At 41.4% G+C, this 17578-nt stretch carries 20 protein-coding genes and 1 pseudogene; 4 read left to right on the top strand and 17 right to left on the bottom strand.

What is annotated here, in order from left to right; translation table 11 throughout:
• Positions 1-4: 4 nt before the first annotated feature.
• Together JQX68_RS05105 and JQX68_RS05100 are read left to right on the top strand one after the other, a co-directional pair.
• Entirely contained in the window at positions 5-322 is a 318-nt protein-coding gene (locus tag JQX68_RS05105) for a PadR family transcriptional regulator (RefSeq protein WP_014663320.1), read from the top strand.
• Positions 309-878 carry a DUF2812 domain-containing protein gene (locus JQX68_RS05100; RefSeq protein WP_040083628.1) on the top strand — a complete coding sequence of 190 codons (570 nt, stop codon included), beginning with the start codon at positions 309-311 and terminating at the stop codon, positions 876-878. Before JQX68_RS05105 ends, JQX68_RS05100 begins: the two co-directional genes overlap by 14 nt.
• 206 nt (positions 879-1084) lie before the next feature.
• Here JQX68_RS05100 and JQX68_RS21680 read toward each other — a convergent pair.
• Both JQX68_RS21680 and tcyP read right to left on the bottom strand, forming a co-directional pair.
• Positions 1085-1205: pseudogene (locus JQX68_RS21680) on the bottom strand (hypothetical protein); the annotation flags it as partial.
• A gap of 92 nt (positions 1206-1297) precedes the next feature.
• A complete protein-coding gene (tcyP, locus tag JQX68_RS05095) occupies positions 1298-2689 on the bottom strand; it encodes an L-cystine transporter TcyP (protein WP_069149255.1) in 1392 nt (463 codons plus the stop codon).
• A gap of 171 nt (positions 2690-2860) precedes the next feature.
• Between tcyP and dgcK the strand changes: the two genes are divergently transcribed.
• Complete coding sequence (gene dgcK, locus JQX68_RS05090; protein ID WP_014663316.1) at positions 2861-3940, top strand: diguanylate cyclase DgcK; 1080 nt, start codon at positions 2861-2863, stop codon at positions 3938-3940.
• 2 nt (positions 3941-3942) lie between these two features.
• On the opposite strand, the gene JQX68_RS05085 is transcribed toward dgcK, so the two are convergent.
• Positions 3943-4773: a MetQ/NlpA family ABC transporter substrate-binding protein gene (locus tag JQX68_RS05085; RefSeq protein ID WP_014663315.1), complete on the bottom strand. Its 831-nt coding sequence runs from the start codon at positions 4771-4773 to the stop codon at positions 3943-3945.
• Positions 4774-5209: 436 nt separating this feature from the next.
• Between JQX68_RS05085 and cspB the strand changes: the two genes are divergently transcribed.
• On the top strand, positions 5210-5413 hold the full coding sequence (gene cspB / locus JQX68_RS05080) for a cold shock-like protein CspB (protein ID WP_003224086.1): 204 nt from the start codon (positions 5210-5212) through the stop codon (positions 5411-5413).
• A 91-nt stretch (positions 5414-5504) separates the two neighbouring features.
• Here the strand turns inward: cspB and JQX68_RS05075 are convergent, their stop codons facing one another.
• From JQX68_RS05075 to JQX68_RS05010, 14 genes are all read right to left on the bottom strand, one after another.
• Positions 5505-6446, bottom strand: a complete 942-nt coding sequence (locus tag JQX68_RS05075) for an ABC transporter permease (RefSeq protein WP_147771681.1) — start codon at positions 6444-6446, stop codon at positions 5505-5507.
• Positions 6439-7356, bottom strand: a complete 918-nt coding sequence (locus tag JQX68_RS05070; protein WP_014663312.1) for an ABC transporter ATP-binding protein — start codon at positions 7354-7356, stop codon at positions 6439-6441. Before JQX68_RS05070 ends, JQX68_RS05075 begins: the two co-directional genes overlap by 8 nt.
• Before the next feature lie 16 nt (positions 7357-7372).
• A complete protein-coding gene (locus tag JQX68_RS05065; RefSeq protein WP_147771680.1) occupies positions 7373-8071 on the bottom strand; it encodes an ABC transporter ATP-binding protein in 699 nt (232 codons plus the stop codon).
• Between the two features lies 1 nt (position 8072).
• Positions 8073-8438 (bottom strand): GntR family transcriptional regulator, encoded by a 366-nt coding sequence (locus tag JQX68_RS05060; protein WP_014663310.1) that lies wholly within the window; start codon positions 8436-8438, stop codon positions 8073-8075.
• A 2-nt stretch (positions 8439-8440) separates the two neighbouring features.
• Entirely contained in the window at positions 8441-9202 is a 762-nt protein-coding gene (locus JQX68_RS05055; protein ID WP_147771679.1) for a hypothetical protein, read from the bottom strand.
• A 4-nt stretch (positions 9203-9206) separates the two neighbouring features.
• Positions 9207-9362, bottom strand: a complete 156-nt coding sequence (locus JQX68_RS05050) for a hypothetical protein (RefSeq protein WP_003233426.1) — start codon at positions 9360-9362, stop codon at positions 9207-9209.
• Entirely contained in the window at positions 9362-9736 is a 375-nt protein-coding gene (locus tag JQX68_RS05045; protein WP_003233427.1) for a hypothetical protein, read from the bottom strand. The genes JQX68_RS05050 and JQX68_RS05045 overlap by 1 nt, the downstream gene beginning before the upstream one ends.
• 12 nt (positions 9737-9748) lie before the next feature.
• The gene (locus JQX68_RS05040; protein WP_134975656.1) at positions 9749-10279 is read right to left on the bottom strand and encodes an NAD(P)H-dependent oxidoreductase; all 531 of its coding nucleotides are present in this window, start codon (positions 10277-10279) and stop codon (positions 9749-9751) included.
• Positions 10280-10301: 22 nt separating this feature from the next.
• A complete protein-coding gene (locus JQX68_RS05035) occupies positions 10302-11900 on the bottom strand; it encodes an MFS transporter (RefSeq protein ID WP_014663306.1) in 1599 nt (532 codons plus the stop codon).
• A gap of 40 nt (positions 11901-11940) precedes the next feature.
• Positions 11941-12606: a biotin/lipoyl-containing protein gene (locus JQX68_RS05030; protein ID WP_014476241.1), complete on the bottom strand. Its 666-nt coding sequence runs from the start codon at positions 12604-12606 to the stop codon at positions 11941-11943.
• Positions 12607-12641: 35 nt separating this feature from the next.
• Complete coding sequence (locus JQX68_RS05025) at positions 12642-13106, bottom strand: MarR family transcriptional regulator (RefSeq protein WP_040083640.1); 465 nt, start codon at positions 13104-13106, stop codon at positions 12642-12644.
• Positions 13107-13265: 159 nt separating this feature from the next.
• Positions 13266-14444, bottom strand: coding sequence for a sporulation protein YhbH (yhbH, locus tag JQX68_RS05020; protein WP_014663305.1), 1179 nt, complete (start codon positions 14442-14444; stop codon positions 13266-13268).
• 179 nt (positions 14445-14623) lie between these two features.
• The gene (gene prkA / locus JQX68_RS05015) at positions 14624-16519 is read right to left on the bottom strand and encodes a serine/threonine protein kinase PrkA (RefSeq protein ID WP_003224051.1); all 1896 of its coding nucleotides are present in this window, start codon (positions 16517-16519) and stop codon (positions 14624-14626) included.
• Positions 16520-16868: 349 nt separating this feature from the next.
• Complete coding sequence (locus JQX68_RS05010) at positions 16869-17576, bottom strand: hypothetical protein (RefSeq protein ID WP_205440555.1); 708 nt, start codon at positions 17574-17576, stop codon at positions 16869-16871.
• Positions 17577-17578 lie beyond the last annotated feature (2 nt).

Below are 17578 nucleotides of genomic sequence, written 5' to 3'. Positions count from 1 at the left end.
GGATATGAAACACAAATTATTACCGTTGTCTGAAACCATGCATTATATTTTATTAGCTCTGCGCGAGCCGCTCCATGGCTATGCCGTAATGCAGAAGATAGAAAAGATAAGTAACGGTACTGTTATTTTAGCAGCGGGTACATTATATGGTGCGATTGAAAACTTGAATAAGCATGGTTGGATTGAACCTGTCGGAGAGTCAGGCCGGAGAAAAGTTTACATGATAACTGAAGAAGGAAGCGCTATTTTAAAAATGGAACAAAATAGGTTATTGCATATTTTATCCTTGTACGAAGGAAGTGAATCGAATGAAGAAATTTAAGATGTTTTTTGATATTGAAAAAGAGGAACAATGGCTGAACGAGCAATTACAAAAAGGCTATCGGTGTACAAATATTAGTGGATTAGGAATATACACTTTTGAAAAAACCGACAAGAGATATGTGATCCGACTGGATTACCAAGATATTTTACCAAAGAAAAAGTTCAAAGATTACAAAGGGATATATGAAGACTTCGGTTGGATTTATATAAATGGCCCCTGGCTTAGTGGAATTCGATATTGGCAAAAAGAAGATGATGGTCAAAATGAAATCTTCTCGGATCGCCAATCAAAGAGTAATTATTATAAAAGATTGATGAATTATTCTTCTGGTTTAGGTTTCATGTGTTTGTTTTTTTCTTATATGATCTATAAGGATTCAGGTTTATATTTAACTGAAGGTCTTTGGAGTATGAAAGGTGAATGGTTTTGGAAAGCATTTTTATTTGAAACTCCATTTGCTCTTTTGAGGTCGCTTCCCGCCCTTATGGTTGTTCTTTTTGCCGCCAGTTTCTATAAAGTGTATCGAAAGTATTCAATGTTAATGGAAAAATAATGCAAAGAGGTTCATTATGAACTTTTTTAATTCAATGAAGAATTGAAGGGAATGCATCTACCACAGGCGAGCGCTTTTCTTTTATTCGTTTCCGAAAATTAGACATCACAGCATAGCGGGGTATACACTTGCGATGCTATACATGTAATCGCCTTTTTATGTTCAGGCACGATTGAATTAGATTATTAGCCAACTCACCTTCTAAGAAGGAATCTATTATGTGTGTGTGCCTCAGATAAGTTAGCGTCTTCAAGATACCATGAATATAATTTTCATTTCAATTAGATCAATCCATTGATCAGTAATGCCGGCTTGATCTTCCCAAAAAAACAAAAAAAGAAACCCATGAAACCTTTATATTACAAGGTTCATGGGTTTTATTAATGTGTACTTCCTGACGATTACACGTTTTTCATATGTTACGCTTCTTCAGCTTCAATCACTCTGGATTGATCATGAAATGTACCTCGATCAATTTCCTTCGTGACCTTACTTGTAATAAGGCCGGATGTCATACTTCCGCTGACATTCAAAGCAGTACGCCCCATATCAATTAACGGTTCAATTGAGATTAATAAACCGGCAAGCGCTACAGGCATGTTTAATGATGATAATACAAGAAGCGCTGCGAAAGTCGCTCCGCCGCCGACTCCGGCAACACCGAAGGAGCTGATGGCAACGACTGCGATAACAGTGATAATAAACACCGGGTCGAATGGATTTTGACCGACAGTCGGGGCAATCATCATCGCCAGCATCGCAGGATAAATGCCCGCACATCCATTTTGGCCGATCGAAAGGCCGAACGAACCGGCAAAGTTTGCAATCCCTTCGGGCACACCCATGCTTCTCTGTGTTTTAATATTCAGCGGCAAAGCACCTGCGCTTGACCTTGACGTAAATGCAAATACAAGTACAGGCAGCGCTTTTTTCAAATAAATCACAGGATTCAATCCGCTGAACGTCAGCAGCAGCAAATGAATGATAAACATAGTGATTAACGCGGCATATGAAGCAATCACGAACATGCCCAGTTTTAGAATGCTGTCAAGATCACTCGTTGCAATCGTTTTTGTCATGATAGCCAGCACCCCATAAGGCGTCAGTCTCAAAATGAGCGTGACAACACGCATGACAATGGCATAAACGGCATCAACCAGTTTTTTAAATGTTTCTGCCTGTTCCGGCTGTTTGTTTTTTACGCCGAGGAATGCCACTCCAAGGAAAGCGGCAAAAATAACGACAGCGATCGTTGAAGTCGGTCTAGCTCCCGTAAAATCTAAAAACGGGTTTCCAGGCAGCAGTTCAACAATCTGCTGCGGCAGCGTTTTCGCTGTCATATCCTCTGATTTCTGCTGAAGCTCCTGCCCCCGTGAAAGCTCTGTACTTCCTTGGTCAACCTGAATCGCCTGCAAATCAAGTGAAAGTGCGGACACGATACCGACAGCTGCTGCAACAGCTGTTGTTGCTACTAAAATCCCGATAATCAAACCGCTGATTTTCCCGAGATTTTTTGTCAGTTTCAGCTTTGTAAATGCACCGAGAATCGAAATAAAGACAAGAGGCATGACAACCATTTGAAGCAATTTGACATATCCGCCCCCGGCAATATTAAACCAGTCAGCTGTTTGAATAACTATATTTGAAGTCGGGCCGTAAATCAGCTGAAGCGCAAATCCAAATACAATCCCCAGTCCCAGCGCAGTAAATACACGTTTAGAGAAGGAAACATGTTTTTTCTGCATAACAAAGAGCCCTAAGATAAGTAAAAATAAAATAAATACATGTAATACAACTAGTAAAGTCTCCAAAGCAGGTAAACTCTCCCTTCAAATTTTCTCATTTACTATATTACACTAATTCCGATGGGTCAAGTGCGAATTATTTTAACTTATCAATTCAAGCAAAAAAACCTTATATAATGCCTTTTTTTTCTTTTCTTTCCCTTCCATCTTTAGTACCTTATATAAGGGTGATAATATTTGCTGAAAGAACTGTTTGTAAACTTGACGATTTTAATCACATTTAATTATCTCTTCACCCACCTGTTTAAAGAAAGGTTAGTACATAAAAAAGACAGCATATCCTTTCAAGCTGTTAAAGGACTGGCCTGCGGTTTGCTCGGGGTTATTCTGATGGTGTTTGGATTTACCTATCAGCATTCAATTATTGATCTTCGAAATATCCCTATTATGATTGCCGCTCTTTATGGAGGCTGGGTTTCAACGGCAACGGCCCTGGCTATGATCGCTGCTGGCCGCATGCTGATCACAATGAACACATCTGCACTTTACTCGGTTATTATCATTTGTATCGCTGCCATCCCGTCACTCATTGTTTCTAGAAGAAAAAAAGTTCAACTAAAACATGCTTTCTATCTTATAATAATCACAAATAGCTTGATCTCCTTTGCCTTTTATTTTCTTATAGACTTACATTCATATGAACTTCATTTATATTTTTGGATCATCTCAATAGCGGGCGGTATGCTCAGTTTATATATTATTGATCATGAAACAAATGCACATCTTCTTTATAAACAATATAAGTTTCAAGCGCACTTTGACTTTTTAACAGGCGTGTATAACCGAAGAAAGTTTGAAGAAATCACAAAAGCTCTGTATCGACAGGCGGCCGATACCCCGCATTTTCAATTTGCACTGATTTATATGGATATCGATCATTTTAAAACCATCAACGACCAATATGGCCATCATGAAGGAGATCAGGTGCTCAAAGAGCTGGGCTTACGTCTGAAGCAGAGCATCCGAAATAGTGATCCAGCCGCTAGGATCGGTGGTGAAGAATTTGCCGTGCTTCTGCCGAACTGTTCTCTAGATAAAGCAGCCCAAATCGCAGAACGGATCAGGAGCGCTGTCAGTCATGAACCGATTATATTAAAAAACGGCGAAAAGCTTTCAGTTACGATATCACTGGGGGCCGCTCATTACCCCAATAATACGGAACGGCCAAGATCCTTGCCCATTCTTGCCGATCAAATGCTTTACAAAGCGAAAGAGACGGGACGGAACAAAGTGTGTTTTTCAGAAAAAAAAGAATGAATTCAATGTTCGAATTCATTCTTCCAATCTGAAAGACGTTTCAAAGGCAGAAAAGCCGGGACAAGATCTCCCTGATATTCTTTTTCTATAAATGCCGCTGTATCATCAGCTTGATAAAGCTCAAGAATGGTTTGCAGCGCTTCCCGATCTTGATCCTCCGCTCTGACAACAATCAAATTCATCTCTTCCCCCGACATGAGACTGCCGCTCTTTATGGTATGCTTTTTCGGGTTCAGGCCCGCTTTTTTTGCTTCAGATGGTTTCATGACAAACACATCCCCACCGCTCACTGCATCCTGTTGCCGGACAGCTTTCAATTTCAGGTGTCTCGGATTATCTTTAATCATATCAACTGAACCTGTACCGTTAAATCCGTTTTTCAACGTTAGCAATCCCGCCTCCTGAAGCACAGTAAGCGCCCTGCCAAAATCGAACGCTTTATCGGGAACAGAAACAACAGCTCCCCGCGGTATATCTTGGATTCTGTCATATTGTTTTGAATAAATGCCCATAGGCGTTATGTATGTCGTACCGAGCGGTGCAAGCTTAAGTTTGTGTTTTTGAGTGAACGATTGAAAATATGAAATGGTTTGAAAGGCGTTGGCATCAATTTCTTTGTTAGCAAGTGCGATATCAGACTCCGCATAATCAGAAAAAGGGATCAGCTGAATATCCAGCCCTGCCTCTTCAGCCTTTTGAGCAATATAGTTCCATATTGCCCCGTCAGACTCAGCAATCCCGATTTTTATCGATTCATGTTCTGCAGACGGTGAGCATGCAGTAAATGAAACGAAAAGAACAAGGACGAAACTGCATATAAGCCACTTTTTCATTGTGACCATACTCCTATCTATGTATTAGAGCATGCAAGCAATATCAGACAAAAAAATCATACGCTCTCTTAGTTGATAAACGTTGTCATTTGTAATATTGATTAACTTTTACCTTACTCATATCCAATCAGGTTGTCAATTCCTATGACATTATCTTCCCAAAATGAAGGCATACGAAGGCAAACGTATGATCACATATCGAGAAAGCAGATGAATTTCCGTAAATAAATATCAAATTGAAAAATAAATATGGTATTTTCCCAAAAAATTTTCAATAAGCAGTTGTTTTTTCTGAAGATTACTGGTAGAGTAAAGGTAATTATTTTTGTTCGAACTATCTTTAAGAAGAAAGTTTTGTAAGAGTTTTCGTCTTGAAAGTTTGTTAAGAGCAAGAATAGTGAATTTAAGCGTTATGATCGCTTTAGGAGGAAATTTCATGTTAGAAGGTAAAGTAAAATGGTTCAACTCTGAAAAAGGTTTCGGATTCATCGAAGTAGAAGGTCAAGACGATGTATTCGTTCATTTCTCTGCTATTCAAGGCGAAGGCTTCAAAACTTTAGAAGAAGGCCAAGCTGTTTCTTTTGAAATCGTTGAAGGAAACCGCGGACCACAAGCTGCTAACGTTACTAAAGAAGCGTAAGCATAAATTGATATGAAAAACTGCAGGTTTGCACCTGCAGTTTTTATTTTGGACAAAAAAGCTGTTTTGCTTATGCAAAACAGCTTTTTCATTAGTTTGCAATATCCCGTTTCATGAAGATTCCAAAAGCAAGCAGCAGGAAACTGATAAAGTAGATCGCAAGCATGACGATAGAAAACGTCATAGTCATCCCTTCTATTAACGGTGTGCCATCCACATACTGAGTTAAATCGACATTAGCAAACAATATATACTTTGCCCAGTCAAATTTCGCTGCAATAAATGCAGTGGCTGTCGTACCGGCAACCAATAAAAAGATGGAAAACCCTACTGCAAGAGAGCTGTTTCTGAATACTGCAGACAGCATAAACGCCATCGTCGCCACCATTAAGGCCGAGACGGATTCAGAAAGATACGTTGTAGCCAAATGACTCATCATGTTTTGCTCAATGACATGGCCATCCTTATAGATTAAATGAATATTCGCGGCGGTTTCACCACCCGTCCCGAAGAAAATCAACCCTAACAAAGTAGAACCGATAAATAAAATCAACAGCAATAGGAACCCAAACAGGAGAACTGTAATATATTTTGACATCAAAATTTGAAAACGGCTGAGCGGGCGGATCATTAACAGCTTAATGGTTCCCCAATTAAATTCGTTCGCGACAATTCCGGCTGCGATAATAATGGTAAACAGTCCGGTAAGGATGGTAAAACCTGCTGAATCCGTTACATAAGACCATACCGTATAGCCCGTGTCATTTGGGATGTTATGTTCAATGCGATAGTTGTTGAGTGTGATTATTTCTTTATATCCATCTTTCAGTGAAGGATCGTCTTTGATTTCTTTCTTTAATTCGGCGTTTTGTGCTTGAAGTTCTTGTTTCCAATGAGAATTTGCTTCACCGGCAGAAAAATGATTCGCCAAAAATGCAAATCCAACCATTGTTAGCCCCAGAATTCCGATCATCACCCATGTTCCGGCACGGCTGAAAATTTTGATCCACTCATTATAAATCAAATTAAGCATGCTGAACCTCCTCTTTTGTTTCACCTGTCATTTCTAAGAAACGGTCCTCTAATGATTTTGTTATAATCTTGACCTCATAAATGCGGATTTGCTGCATCACCAGCAATTCAATAACCGCAGGGACTTCGTCTTTAGCCAGTTTGAGTTCTACACCATTTGTCTTACTCACTAAATCGTACTGTTTTAGCACGGAAGCTGCTTCATTCGGCTGCTCAACCTGGAAGAAATATGTATCGTTCTCATCAATGTTTTCATCTTTTACATTTTGAATATCGATCAGCTTTCCTTTTTGCAGAATCGCAATGCGATCACACATCAGTTCCATCTCTGACAGCAGGTGGCTTGAAACGATGACAGCCATTCCTCTTTCTCGGGTCAGCTTCTTTAAATGATCTCTGATTTCCCTGATTCCCGCCGGATCAAGGCCATTTGTCGGTTCATCCAAGATCAGCACTTTCGGATCATGCAGAAGGCATTGTGCCAAGCCAAGACGCTGTCTCATTCCTAGAGAATATGTTTTCACCTTGTCGTGGATTCTGTCTGTTAAACCAACCAGCTCAACAACTTCATCAATTTTTTCCTTCGTGACACCCTTGACCATCCTTGCGTATTGCTGGAGATTTTTATATCCGCTCAAAAATTTATACAGCTCTGGATTCTCTACGATCGCCCCAATATGCTTAATCGCCTTGGCATATTCTTTCGTAATGGATTGACCGCAAATGAGGACATCACCTTTCGACAGCTTCATTAAGCCTACCATCATCCGGATGGTTGTCGTTTTCCCAGCTCCGTTTGGTCCCAAAAAACCGAATACTTCACCTTCACGAATCGTAAAACTGAGATCATCAATGATCGTTCGGCCTCTGATGTTTTTTGTCACATTTCTCAATTCCAACACTGTTTTCATCATATTCCTCCTCTTTCTAGCAAACTTCCATTTTTGATTTAAACCATTGCAAAATAGACATGCCTTCCTGTTCACGAATATCTTCTACTTCGCGCTGCGCCACTTTTTCTCCATTTGCGAGTATGATGACTTCGTCTAACAACGTCTCAATTTCATCAATTTCATGTGTCGCGATCACGACAATCTGCTGCTCAAAATCAATGTACGACACAAGGCTGTTTACGATGGAGTCCCTCACCATCGGATCAAGCCCCGAAAAAGGTTCATCAAGCAAGATGACGTCTGCCTGTCTCGCTAAAGCAAGAACGATTTTCAGCCTGCCCCGATTTCCTTTTGATAGCTTTTTGATCTTTTTTTCCGGATCCAGCTGCATCTCTTTCAATAGCCTATAAGCTTGTTCTGTTTGAAAATCAGGAAACTGCGACTGATAAAAATTCACCATATCTTTGACAGTGAAATCCGGATAAAACATATCAAGCTCAGTAAGATAAGCCGTTTGACGCACCATATCTCTCGTAGCTTGTTTTCCATCTACTTTTACAAACCCTGAAGTCGGAAACAAAAGGCCAGCCATCATTTTCAGGGTCGTTGACTTGCCGCTGCCGTTCGGTCCGATCAGACCATAAATCCGTCCAGATGATAGGGTAAATGACACATCATTGACGGCCGTATGGCGGCCGTATTTTTTTGATACGTGTTCTAGCTTGATTTCCATTTTAGCCTCCCTCTGTGAATGTTTTAATCCCCTCTACCATTTCCTCTTTCGTGAGCCCCAGCTCTTTCATTTGCTTGACAAAGCCTTCCAGGACTTCTCGTGTCAGCCTTTCTTTCAACTCGTCTACGATTTCAGCTTTTTCCGCAATAAACGTCCCTTGACCTCTTCTTGTCTCCACAATACCCAGCCTTTCCATTTCACTGTAAGTTCTTTGAATTGTATTGGGATTTACCTTAGTTTGAATCGCCATTTCTCTTACTGAAGGAAGCTTGTCTCCTGGGAGCAGCTCCTTCCTGACCAGCCTATAAAAGATCTGATCAGCGATCTGCAGATAAATCGGTTTCGAGGATTGAAATTGATTATCCATATTTACACCTCTACTTTACGATCAAGCAGTTTTGAAGCCATGATGAGCAGCAAGAACGTGATGACTAAGGTAATAGGAAACCCTAGCACAGACAGATGGATAGGTTTTAATTCCAATCTCCAAACGTTATGGAAGTGGAAATCAAAATTGCAATAGACTGTTACCGGCCAGAAATGCTTTTGAGATTCAACCAAAGGGCTTATGATGTATTCATCGAAGAATAACCACACTGCGACCAACAGAACCATCGCAGCCCATCGCATTCCGCGCCAATTCCTGAGAGCGTGAAAAACAGTCCAAAACACGATGACTGTTACTGACATATCTAACGAAGAAATAAGCCCATACATATTCAGCAAAGCCACTGTACTCGTTATATCAACTTGATGCTCCAGCAGATTTTTTACAGAGAGCATATGATACATCCATATCCCATAGGCTGTTAATGCCAACTGAATCACAAATTGATAGAGCAAAGATGCTGCCAATTTAGAAGAAAACAGCCAGAAGCCGCCATTTGGATTGTACAGCCAAAGCTGTGATTTCCCTTCCTTGCGAAGGTGATAAAAAACAAAAACAGGAGATAAGAAAAGCAGAAAAAAAGCAACTGCAACAAAAAAACCAAAAATGACTAGAGGTTCTTTCGTGCGAGAAGCTATAATATGGCCTGTTCCCAATAAGAAAATGATTCCGCATATCCATAATAGCAGCCACATTCTTGAAAGCTTGATATCTTTCTTTAATAAACCTAAAAAAGAATTCATGTCTTTACCTCCCGGAAAAAATCCTCGGTGTATGAGTAACATAGTACACTAGATCAAGATGGAATACAACATATTCCATGGATTTATTTGATAAAAACATAATTGATGGAAACAGCAAAAAAGGCAAACCCGCATGAGTAAACGGATTTGCCTTTTTCATTACTTTTTCTTATTTTTCATAGAGAGCAGCGCATCACGATAGCTGCGGTCCTGCATTTTGTCACTTTCCTCAGTGACCTCTTCTTCTGCATGAACTTCATCAGAATGCTTAAACTTTTGCAGCGCCTGCCTGTAAATATCATCACCCATTGTGTCACGCTTCTCTTTTGGAGAATCGTTTTTGACAACGGATGGCGTATGCTCGGCAGCCCTTGCTTCAGCAGGGTAATGCGCTTCGTTTTTTTCCTCTTCTGGAGGTGCGATTCTATCAGTTGCTTCTTGCTTCTCAGGTCCAGGTGAGGCGTTGCGGACGTTAAATGTAATAAGGGCCGCAATGACAATGACAGCAGCAATTATTGCTATAATAATGGCCATTTCAACCTCTCCTTACTGTCCTGCTGTTAGGTTTCCTGTAACTTGGCTGACACGTCTTCCCAACGCGCGTCCAAGCTGAATACCTTCCTCAGACATTAACTCATCACTGTCTACCGGACAAGTGACACCTGCTCCGTAATAAGAGCCATAAAGTGCGTTTTCAGGAACGTTGCCAGGCAGTCCGACAACGATCATGCCTTGGTGAAACATCGGCGTGATTAAATTGTGCATTGTCATTTCCAAGCCGCCGTGTGTTGTTGCCGTTGTGCAGAAGACAGCACCGACTTTGTTGATCAGCTCGCCTTCAGCCCACAAGTAGCCAAGTCTGTCGATCCAAGTTTTAAGACCGGAGCTGATTGTTCCGAAATGCCCTGGGCATCCCCAAATAATCGCATCCATATCTTTAAGCTTGCGGATATCCGCCTGGTCTACATGGTCGATGAACACTTCAGCCGCGTCGTTTTCTCTCGCGCCGTCAGCAATCGCTTCTGCAAGCACTTTAGTATGTTCGCCTTCACTATCATACACTACATAAATTTTCATTCAGGAAACCTCCCTGTACAGATTAAGATTCCTTAGCTTCTTTAGGAGCAGGAAGTAATGAAAGCTCCTCTTTTTTCTTCTTACGCAATTTATCTTTTCTGACGTCACGCAGGAAGATACTTAAAATCAAACCTGCTACACAGAATAAGGTTGCCCACATAAAGGCATCATTTATCCCCATGACATTGGAATCGAGTGACGCGTGTTTATAAATATGTGAGTACACATACGTTTTCGCTGTATCATAAGACACATTCATATTCACCATTAAATTCGAAACTGCATTTTGGAACGCATGGAGGAAGTTCGGGTCCGCCGTGCTCGTTTTATCTGCAATTTGTGAATAATGGAATGTCGTCCGGTTTGTATAAATCGTCGTAATTAAACTTGTACCGATTGATCCGCTGATTTGGCGAAGCGTGTTGCTCATCGCCGTTCCGTGGCTGTTCAGACGGGCAGGAAGCTGGTTCATCCCGGCTGTCATGACTGGCATCATTAAGAGAGACATACCAAATGCACGGATTGAATAGATCAGCATGATGTGCGTATATGGTGTATCAATTGTCAATTGCGTGTATTGATAAGTTGTTACCACTGTCACAAGAAGCCCGATAATCGCAAGCGGTCTCGGTCCGAATTTATCGAACAAAATACCTGAGATCGGTGACATAATCAGCATGACAATCGCACCCGGAAGCAGAAGCAGACCGGATTGAAGTGCCGTAAAGCCGACCAGGTTTTGCAGATAGATCGGTAAAAGAAACATACCTGTGTAAAGTGCCACTGTAATAATGATATTAATGACACTTGAGAGTGAGAAAATGTCATATTTAAACACTCTGAAATCAAGCATCGGATCATCATGGCGCAATTGCTGAACAACAAAAGCAACAATTGCAATGACGCCGATAATAACTGTAGACAGTACAATCGGGTCGGTCCAGCCGTCAGATCCGGCTTCACTGACTCCGTATAATAAGGAGGCGAATCCGACAATCGAGAGAATGGCTCCCAGAGTATCGAGTTTGATTTTTTGCGGCTCCACCATATTTTTAAAGATGAAGAAAGCCACAATGATAACAATTGCGCCGATTGGCACAAGTCCGTAAAACATAATGCGCCATGTATAATGCTCAATAATCCACCCGGAAAGAGTCGGGCCGACCGCTGGAGCAAACATCATCGCAAGCCCGAAAATCCCCATTCCTTTCCCCCTGCTTTCAGGCGGGAAAATTAACAGAATGGTTGTCATAACGAGCGGCTGCAAGATACCTCCGCCCACGGCCTGAATCAAACGGCCGATCAGCATTGTAGAGAAGTTAGGTGCGATACCGCAGACTAACGTACCGAGCGTAAAACAGAACATCGCAACGAGAAAGAGACTCCGTTGGCCAAACCGTGTAATCAGGAAGGCAGATAACGGAATCAATACGCCGTTAACAAGCATGTAACCTGTTGTCAGCCACTGAATCGTCGTTGCACTTACGCCAAATTCAGTCATTAAATGCGGCATTGCAACGTTAAGCAATGTTTGGTTGAGAATTGCCAAAAATAAACCCGCCATTAGCACAATCAGCAATGACATAGGGCTTTTTGCATTTTTTTCTTTGCCTGTAGCCATCTAAGACAACCTCCTTTCATGGTTTGATGACTGATCTGTTTTACTCAGAAATTTTAACAGATGCATTCATACCAGGAAGCACCTTATCAGATGGGTTTTTGATTGAAATTTTCACTGGAATTTTTTGTGTTACTTTTGTGTAGTTTCCGCTTGAATTTGTAGAAGGAAGCATATCAAAAGTTGAGTTAGTCGCATATCCAATTTCTTCTACAGTACCGTCAAATGTTGTATCAGGGTCTCCGTCAACTACTACGTCTACACTATTTCCTACTTCAATATCCGCAATATCTGTTTCTTTAATATTTGCTGTGATGTATAGGTTGTCCATGTCAATCGTTTGTGCAATTGTTGTACCAGCTTGTACGGTTTGTCCGTTTTTCACTTCGTTTTTCACAATTGTTCCATCCATAATGGATTTTACATCAACAGTTTGTTCACCTTTGATTTTTGCAACTGTGTCGCCTTTTTTCACTGTTTTTCCTTCGTCCAGATCCCAGTCAGATACTTTACCTGCTGCTGGAGCAGTAATAGCAGCCATATCGCCGGCTACTTTTGCTTCATCTGTTTTTACGTAGTTAGTGCTTTGATAATAGTAGTAAGCACCTCCAGCTATAATTGCAAGAACAACAATCAAACCGATAATGTTGGTCAGAATTAAACGTCCTCTGTTCATTTTGTTTTCTCCTTTCGTTTCATCCTCTATCATTTTGCGGAAAGCTGGTGAAAATATGTGAGAAGTTTTTAATTACCGCTTTTTTCTGAACAGCCTTCAGCAAGCTTCGTTAAGCTTCCGGCAAGTTTGCGCAAATACTGCAGCTGGGAGGTATCAAGCTTTTGGTACAAGCCCGCACCCATTTTTGCATATTGCACAGCGGCTTTTTCTATCAGTTCTTCCCCCTCTTCGGTTAACTGAATCATGACGATACGGCGGTCATCCGGACTGTCATATCGATTCATCAAGTGGCGCTTATACAGAATATCTGTCATCCGCGTCACAGAAGCAGGCTTAAGATCAAGCGACATTGCCAGCTTGCTTAGCGGAGTGCTTCCGCTTTGATGAATTTTAAACATCAGCAAATATTGAAGGACTGTAATATCAAAAGGCTCAAGCACAATCTCCAATATCTTCTTCTGTTTTTTATAAATCGCCCGAGACGTATCGAAGAGCTGTTCAAAAGTGAGCAAAGCACGTTCTGATTCAGTCAACTCCTTTTCACCTCATTCCTCAATAATAGTTCACAAGATAAAATATTAATAAATGAAAGAAGATTTGTCAAAGGAAAAATTTCTTTTTCTCCCGTATTTTTTCCGCAAGCGTTTTCTTACTTTTATTAAATAAAAAAAAGCCCTGAAATGGGCTTTTCATTACGAAAATTGATGGCTTACACCAGACTCTTCATTTCTGAAAAAGCTCTTCAGCGCCTGAAAAACATCAGATTTCTGTTTTAAAATATAGTACTTAAATTTATCATCTTTCACATTTTTATATGCAGACATTAACGTTGAATGCCTGTTGTACTGATTGACCTCGCCGTAGCAGAATAGATTGGCCTTCTTCATAATATCATTAACCAATTTCACACAGCGCGCGTTGTCAGATGTCAGGTTGTCACCGTCAGAAAAATGAAACGGGTAAATGTTATAGCGAGCGGGATTGTACTTTTCATCAATAAGCTCAAGCGACTTCCGATATACGGAAGAACAAATGGTTCCGCCGCTTTCTCCCTTTGAGAAAAAATCCTCCTCCGAGACAACTCTTGCTTCTGTATGATGGGCAATAAATTCAATTTCCACAGTCTCGTATTTCGTCCGCAAAAAACGGGTCATCCAGAAAAAGAAGCTTCTGGCCATGTATTTTTCCCAAACCCCCATACTGCCGCTTGTATCCATCATTGCTAAAACGACAGCTTTTGATTCAGGCTTTGTGATGTCATTCCACGTCTTATACTTCAGGTCCTCCGGATAAATTGGATAGAACGACGGCTTTCCTGACATTGCGTTTCGTTTAAAGGCTGACATCATTGTTCTTTTCTTATCAATGTTACCGGTTAACCCTGTTTTACGAATATCATTAAACTCAATATCTGTATGAATAATATTGTCCCGCTCTTTTTGCTGGAGATTCGGAAGCTCTAATTCTTTAAAAAGCGCTTCTTCTAAATCCATTAATGAAACTTCCGCTTCATAATAATCCTCGCCTGCCTGATCACCGGCACCCTGCCCTTTTCCTGGCCCTTGTTTTTTGTCTGATCCATCCCGGGCCACAACATCACCAACCTGGCTGTCGCCGTCTCCTTGCCCTACATGTTTATTCTTATCATAGTTGTAACGGATTTTATACTCATCAAGTGAACGGATTGGGATTTTCACTACATCTTTTCCATTAGACATAATAATGCTTTCCTCAGTTACGAGGTCCGGAAGATTGTTTTTGATCGCTTCCTGCACCTTTTTCTGGTGACGCTGCTGGTCATCGAAGCCTTTGCGATGGAGGGACCAGTTTTCCTCAGAAATCAAAAAATGGCCGCTGTCATTTTGGGACATGAATTCCCCTCCTTAACCATTTGTGGTCGTGATACATACGTATTCCGGCTTGTGCCAGATTATGAAACAAGTCTTTCGAAAAGATTTATATTCATCATATGCACAAAAGCACGTTTAATTGACAAACTATTTAGAAAATGGGACAAAATAACCCGCCCTATTCGGACGGGTCACGTTGCTTATCGGTTCAGCAGGCTGCCGACATATTTCAGCAGCTCATTGGCGCTCGTCGAGTTGTAGCCGTGCTCATCAATTAAACGGGCCACGACTTCATTTACCTTTTTCAGCTGCTGCTCATCCGGCGTTTTTGTTGAAGTCGTAATTTTAACGACATCCTTCAGATCAGCAAACAGCTTTTTCTGAATTGCTTCACGCAGTCTTTCATGGGAATTGTAATCAAACCGCTTGCCTTTTCTCGCATAGGCCGAGATGCGGATTAAAATTTCTTCGCGGAACGCTTTTTTGGCGTTTTCCGAAATGCCGATCTGCTCCTCGATGGATCTCATTAGCTTTTCGTCAGGGTTCATTTCTTCTCCTGTCAAAGGATCACGAAGCTTATTTTTATTGCAATAAGCCTCTACGTTATCGAGGTAATTGTCCATAAGTGTTTTTGCTGATTCTTCATACGAATACACAAACGCTTTTTGGACTTCCTTTTTCGCAATGTCGTCATATTCCTTGCGGGCGGCAGAAATAAAATTCAAATACCGCTCCCTGTCCTCGCTTGAAATTGATGGATGCTGATCAAGACCTTCTTTTAAGGAACGAAGGACATCGAGAGAATTAATTGACTCCATATTTTTTCTGATAATCGTTGAAGAAATCCGGTTGATCACGTACCGCGGATCAATGCCGCTCATTCCTTCATCATTATATTCTTTTTTCATATCCTCAACGTCGACGGAATTATATCCTTCCACACTTTCTCCATCATACAGTCTCATTTTCTTGACCAGATCAATATCCGACCGCTTTGGCTCTTTTAACCGGGTAAGGATTGAGAACATCGCGGCGACCTTCAAAGTATGAGGGGCAATATGAACATCCGACACATCGCTCTCTGCGATCATTTTTTCATAAATTCTCTCTTCCTCAGACACTTTTAAATTATAAGGAACCGGCATCACGATGATTCTCGAGTGCAGGGCTTCATTCTTCTTATTAGAAATGAATGAGCGATATTCCGTTTCATTCGTGTGCGCCACGATCAGCTCATCAGCAGAAATTAACGCAAACCGCCCCGCTTTAAAATTCCCTTCCTGTGTCAATGAAAGCAAATGCCAGAGAAATTTCTCATCACATTTCAGCATCTCCTGAAACTCCATCATCCCGCGGTTCGCTTTGTTCAGCTCTCCGTCAAACCGGTAAGCGCGCGGATCTGATTCCGAACCGTACTCGGCGATTGTCGAGAAATCAATACTCCCGGTCAAATCGGCAATATCCTGAGATTTTGGGTCAGATGGACTGAATGTTCCAATTCCCGTACGTTTATCTTCTGAAAAGAAGATGCGCTCCACCTTCACATCCTCAATTCTTCCTCCGTACTCTTCCTCCAGCCTCATGACATTTAAAGGAGAAAGACTTCCCTCTATTCTAATACCGTATTCTCTGTAAAAGTCATCACGTAAATGGTGGGGGATTAAATGTAGAGGGTCTTCGTGCATTGGGCAGCCTTTAATCGCATATACAGCGCCATTATCTGTCAGCGTGTATGCTTCGAGACCTTTTTTAAGCATCGTGACCAACGTGGATTTACCGCCGCTCACAGGTCCCATCAACAATAGAATCCGCTTTCTGACATCTAGACGTTTGGCAGCCGGATGAAAATACTCTTCCACAAGACGCTCCAGAGATTCTTCAAGCCCAAACAGCTCACGGTCAAAAAAACTGTACTTCTTGCGTCCGTCAATCTCCTCTATCCCGCTGTCTTTTATCATATTAAAAACTCGAGAATGAGCAGATTGCGCGACCATCGGATTTTCTTTAATAATCTCCAAATAATCGGCGAAAGTTCCTTCCCATTTCAGCCGCTGCTCTTCCTCTCTGTACTGTTCAATTTTCTTTAATATATCCATAAGGACCTCCTCTATCATGTTTGATACACTATGCAAATAAGGTACTTTGTTACAATCTATGCCGCCAACTCGTGATACATGCTTTGGTTTCTTAAAAATAAAGATACTTATACATCGTTGACAAGGCCGACTGCGACCGTTCATAATAAAGAAAAATACAGAATCATCCAGACTCGGACAGCACGGAAAAATTGAAGAGGGGGAGAGACGGTGAAAACAATCATCATGATGGGGGTCATTGTCACTTTTTTAGTATCAATTTTTACTGCAGGATACGATAGCAAGCCTGGAAAAGAATAAAAAAGGGTGCTCCTGAAAGAGCACCCTTTTTGTATAACAGAACAATGTTTTACAGTTTTGTTTTTTCTTTAATCTGTGAATGTTGATCACATTCGTATCTGTTTTCGTACTCAATTGTTCCGATACTGCATCCCGGCCCGATAATCACTTCTTTTCCCCTGACAACTGCCGCATCGGTATTCTCCAAATAAACCTGATCTCCTTCTATGACGTCTGCGATCAGTTTCACTTTCTTCCGGTTAAAAAAGCTCGTGTGTCTTTTCACAGTAATTGTTGTTCCGCCGATTTCGCGCACATGGCTTATATCATGGCTCAATCCTAGCTTGATGTCACCAGCATTTAATAACCCCGATACATCAACACAGCCTGTTCCATGGAACCTTTCTGTTTCACAATCACCTTTTACGCTAAGCTTCCCTTTCACATCGCACGATTCTCCAGTCATACTCCCGGAAATCTCTGTCAGGCCCTTCAAATTAAAGCGATCAAATTGAAGTGAGCCGCTGACTTTCATTGTGCCAAAAATATTGATTCTTCCCGCGGTCAGATTGCCTTTAAACTCACTTTCTCCGAACACACGCAGCCGCTCAGTCTCTGCAGTCCCGAGAAAGCAGCCTGTTCCGAATATGCGGCAGCCCGCAGCAGACAGCCCATCACCGACCACACCTTCACCTTTGATGACGACATTGTGATACGTGCCTCCGGCGGCATGGCCAGCGCCATATAATTTTAAATTTCCCAGTTTTGTTGTCTCCATTA

This window comes from Bacillus sp. LJBS06 (assembly GCF_016924995.1).
GTDB classification, from domain to species: Bacteria; Bacillota; Bacilli; order Bacillales; family Bacillaceae; genus Bacillus; species Bacillus stercoris.
Note: the sequence above shows the minus strand (reverse complement) of the source record. Positions and strands in the feature narration are given on the sequence as shown.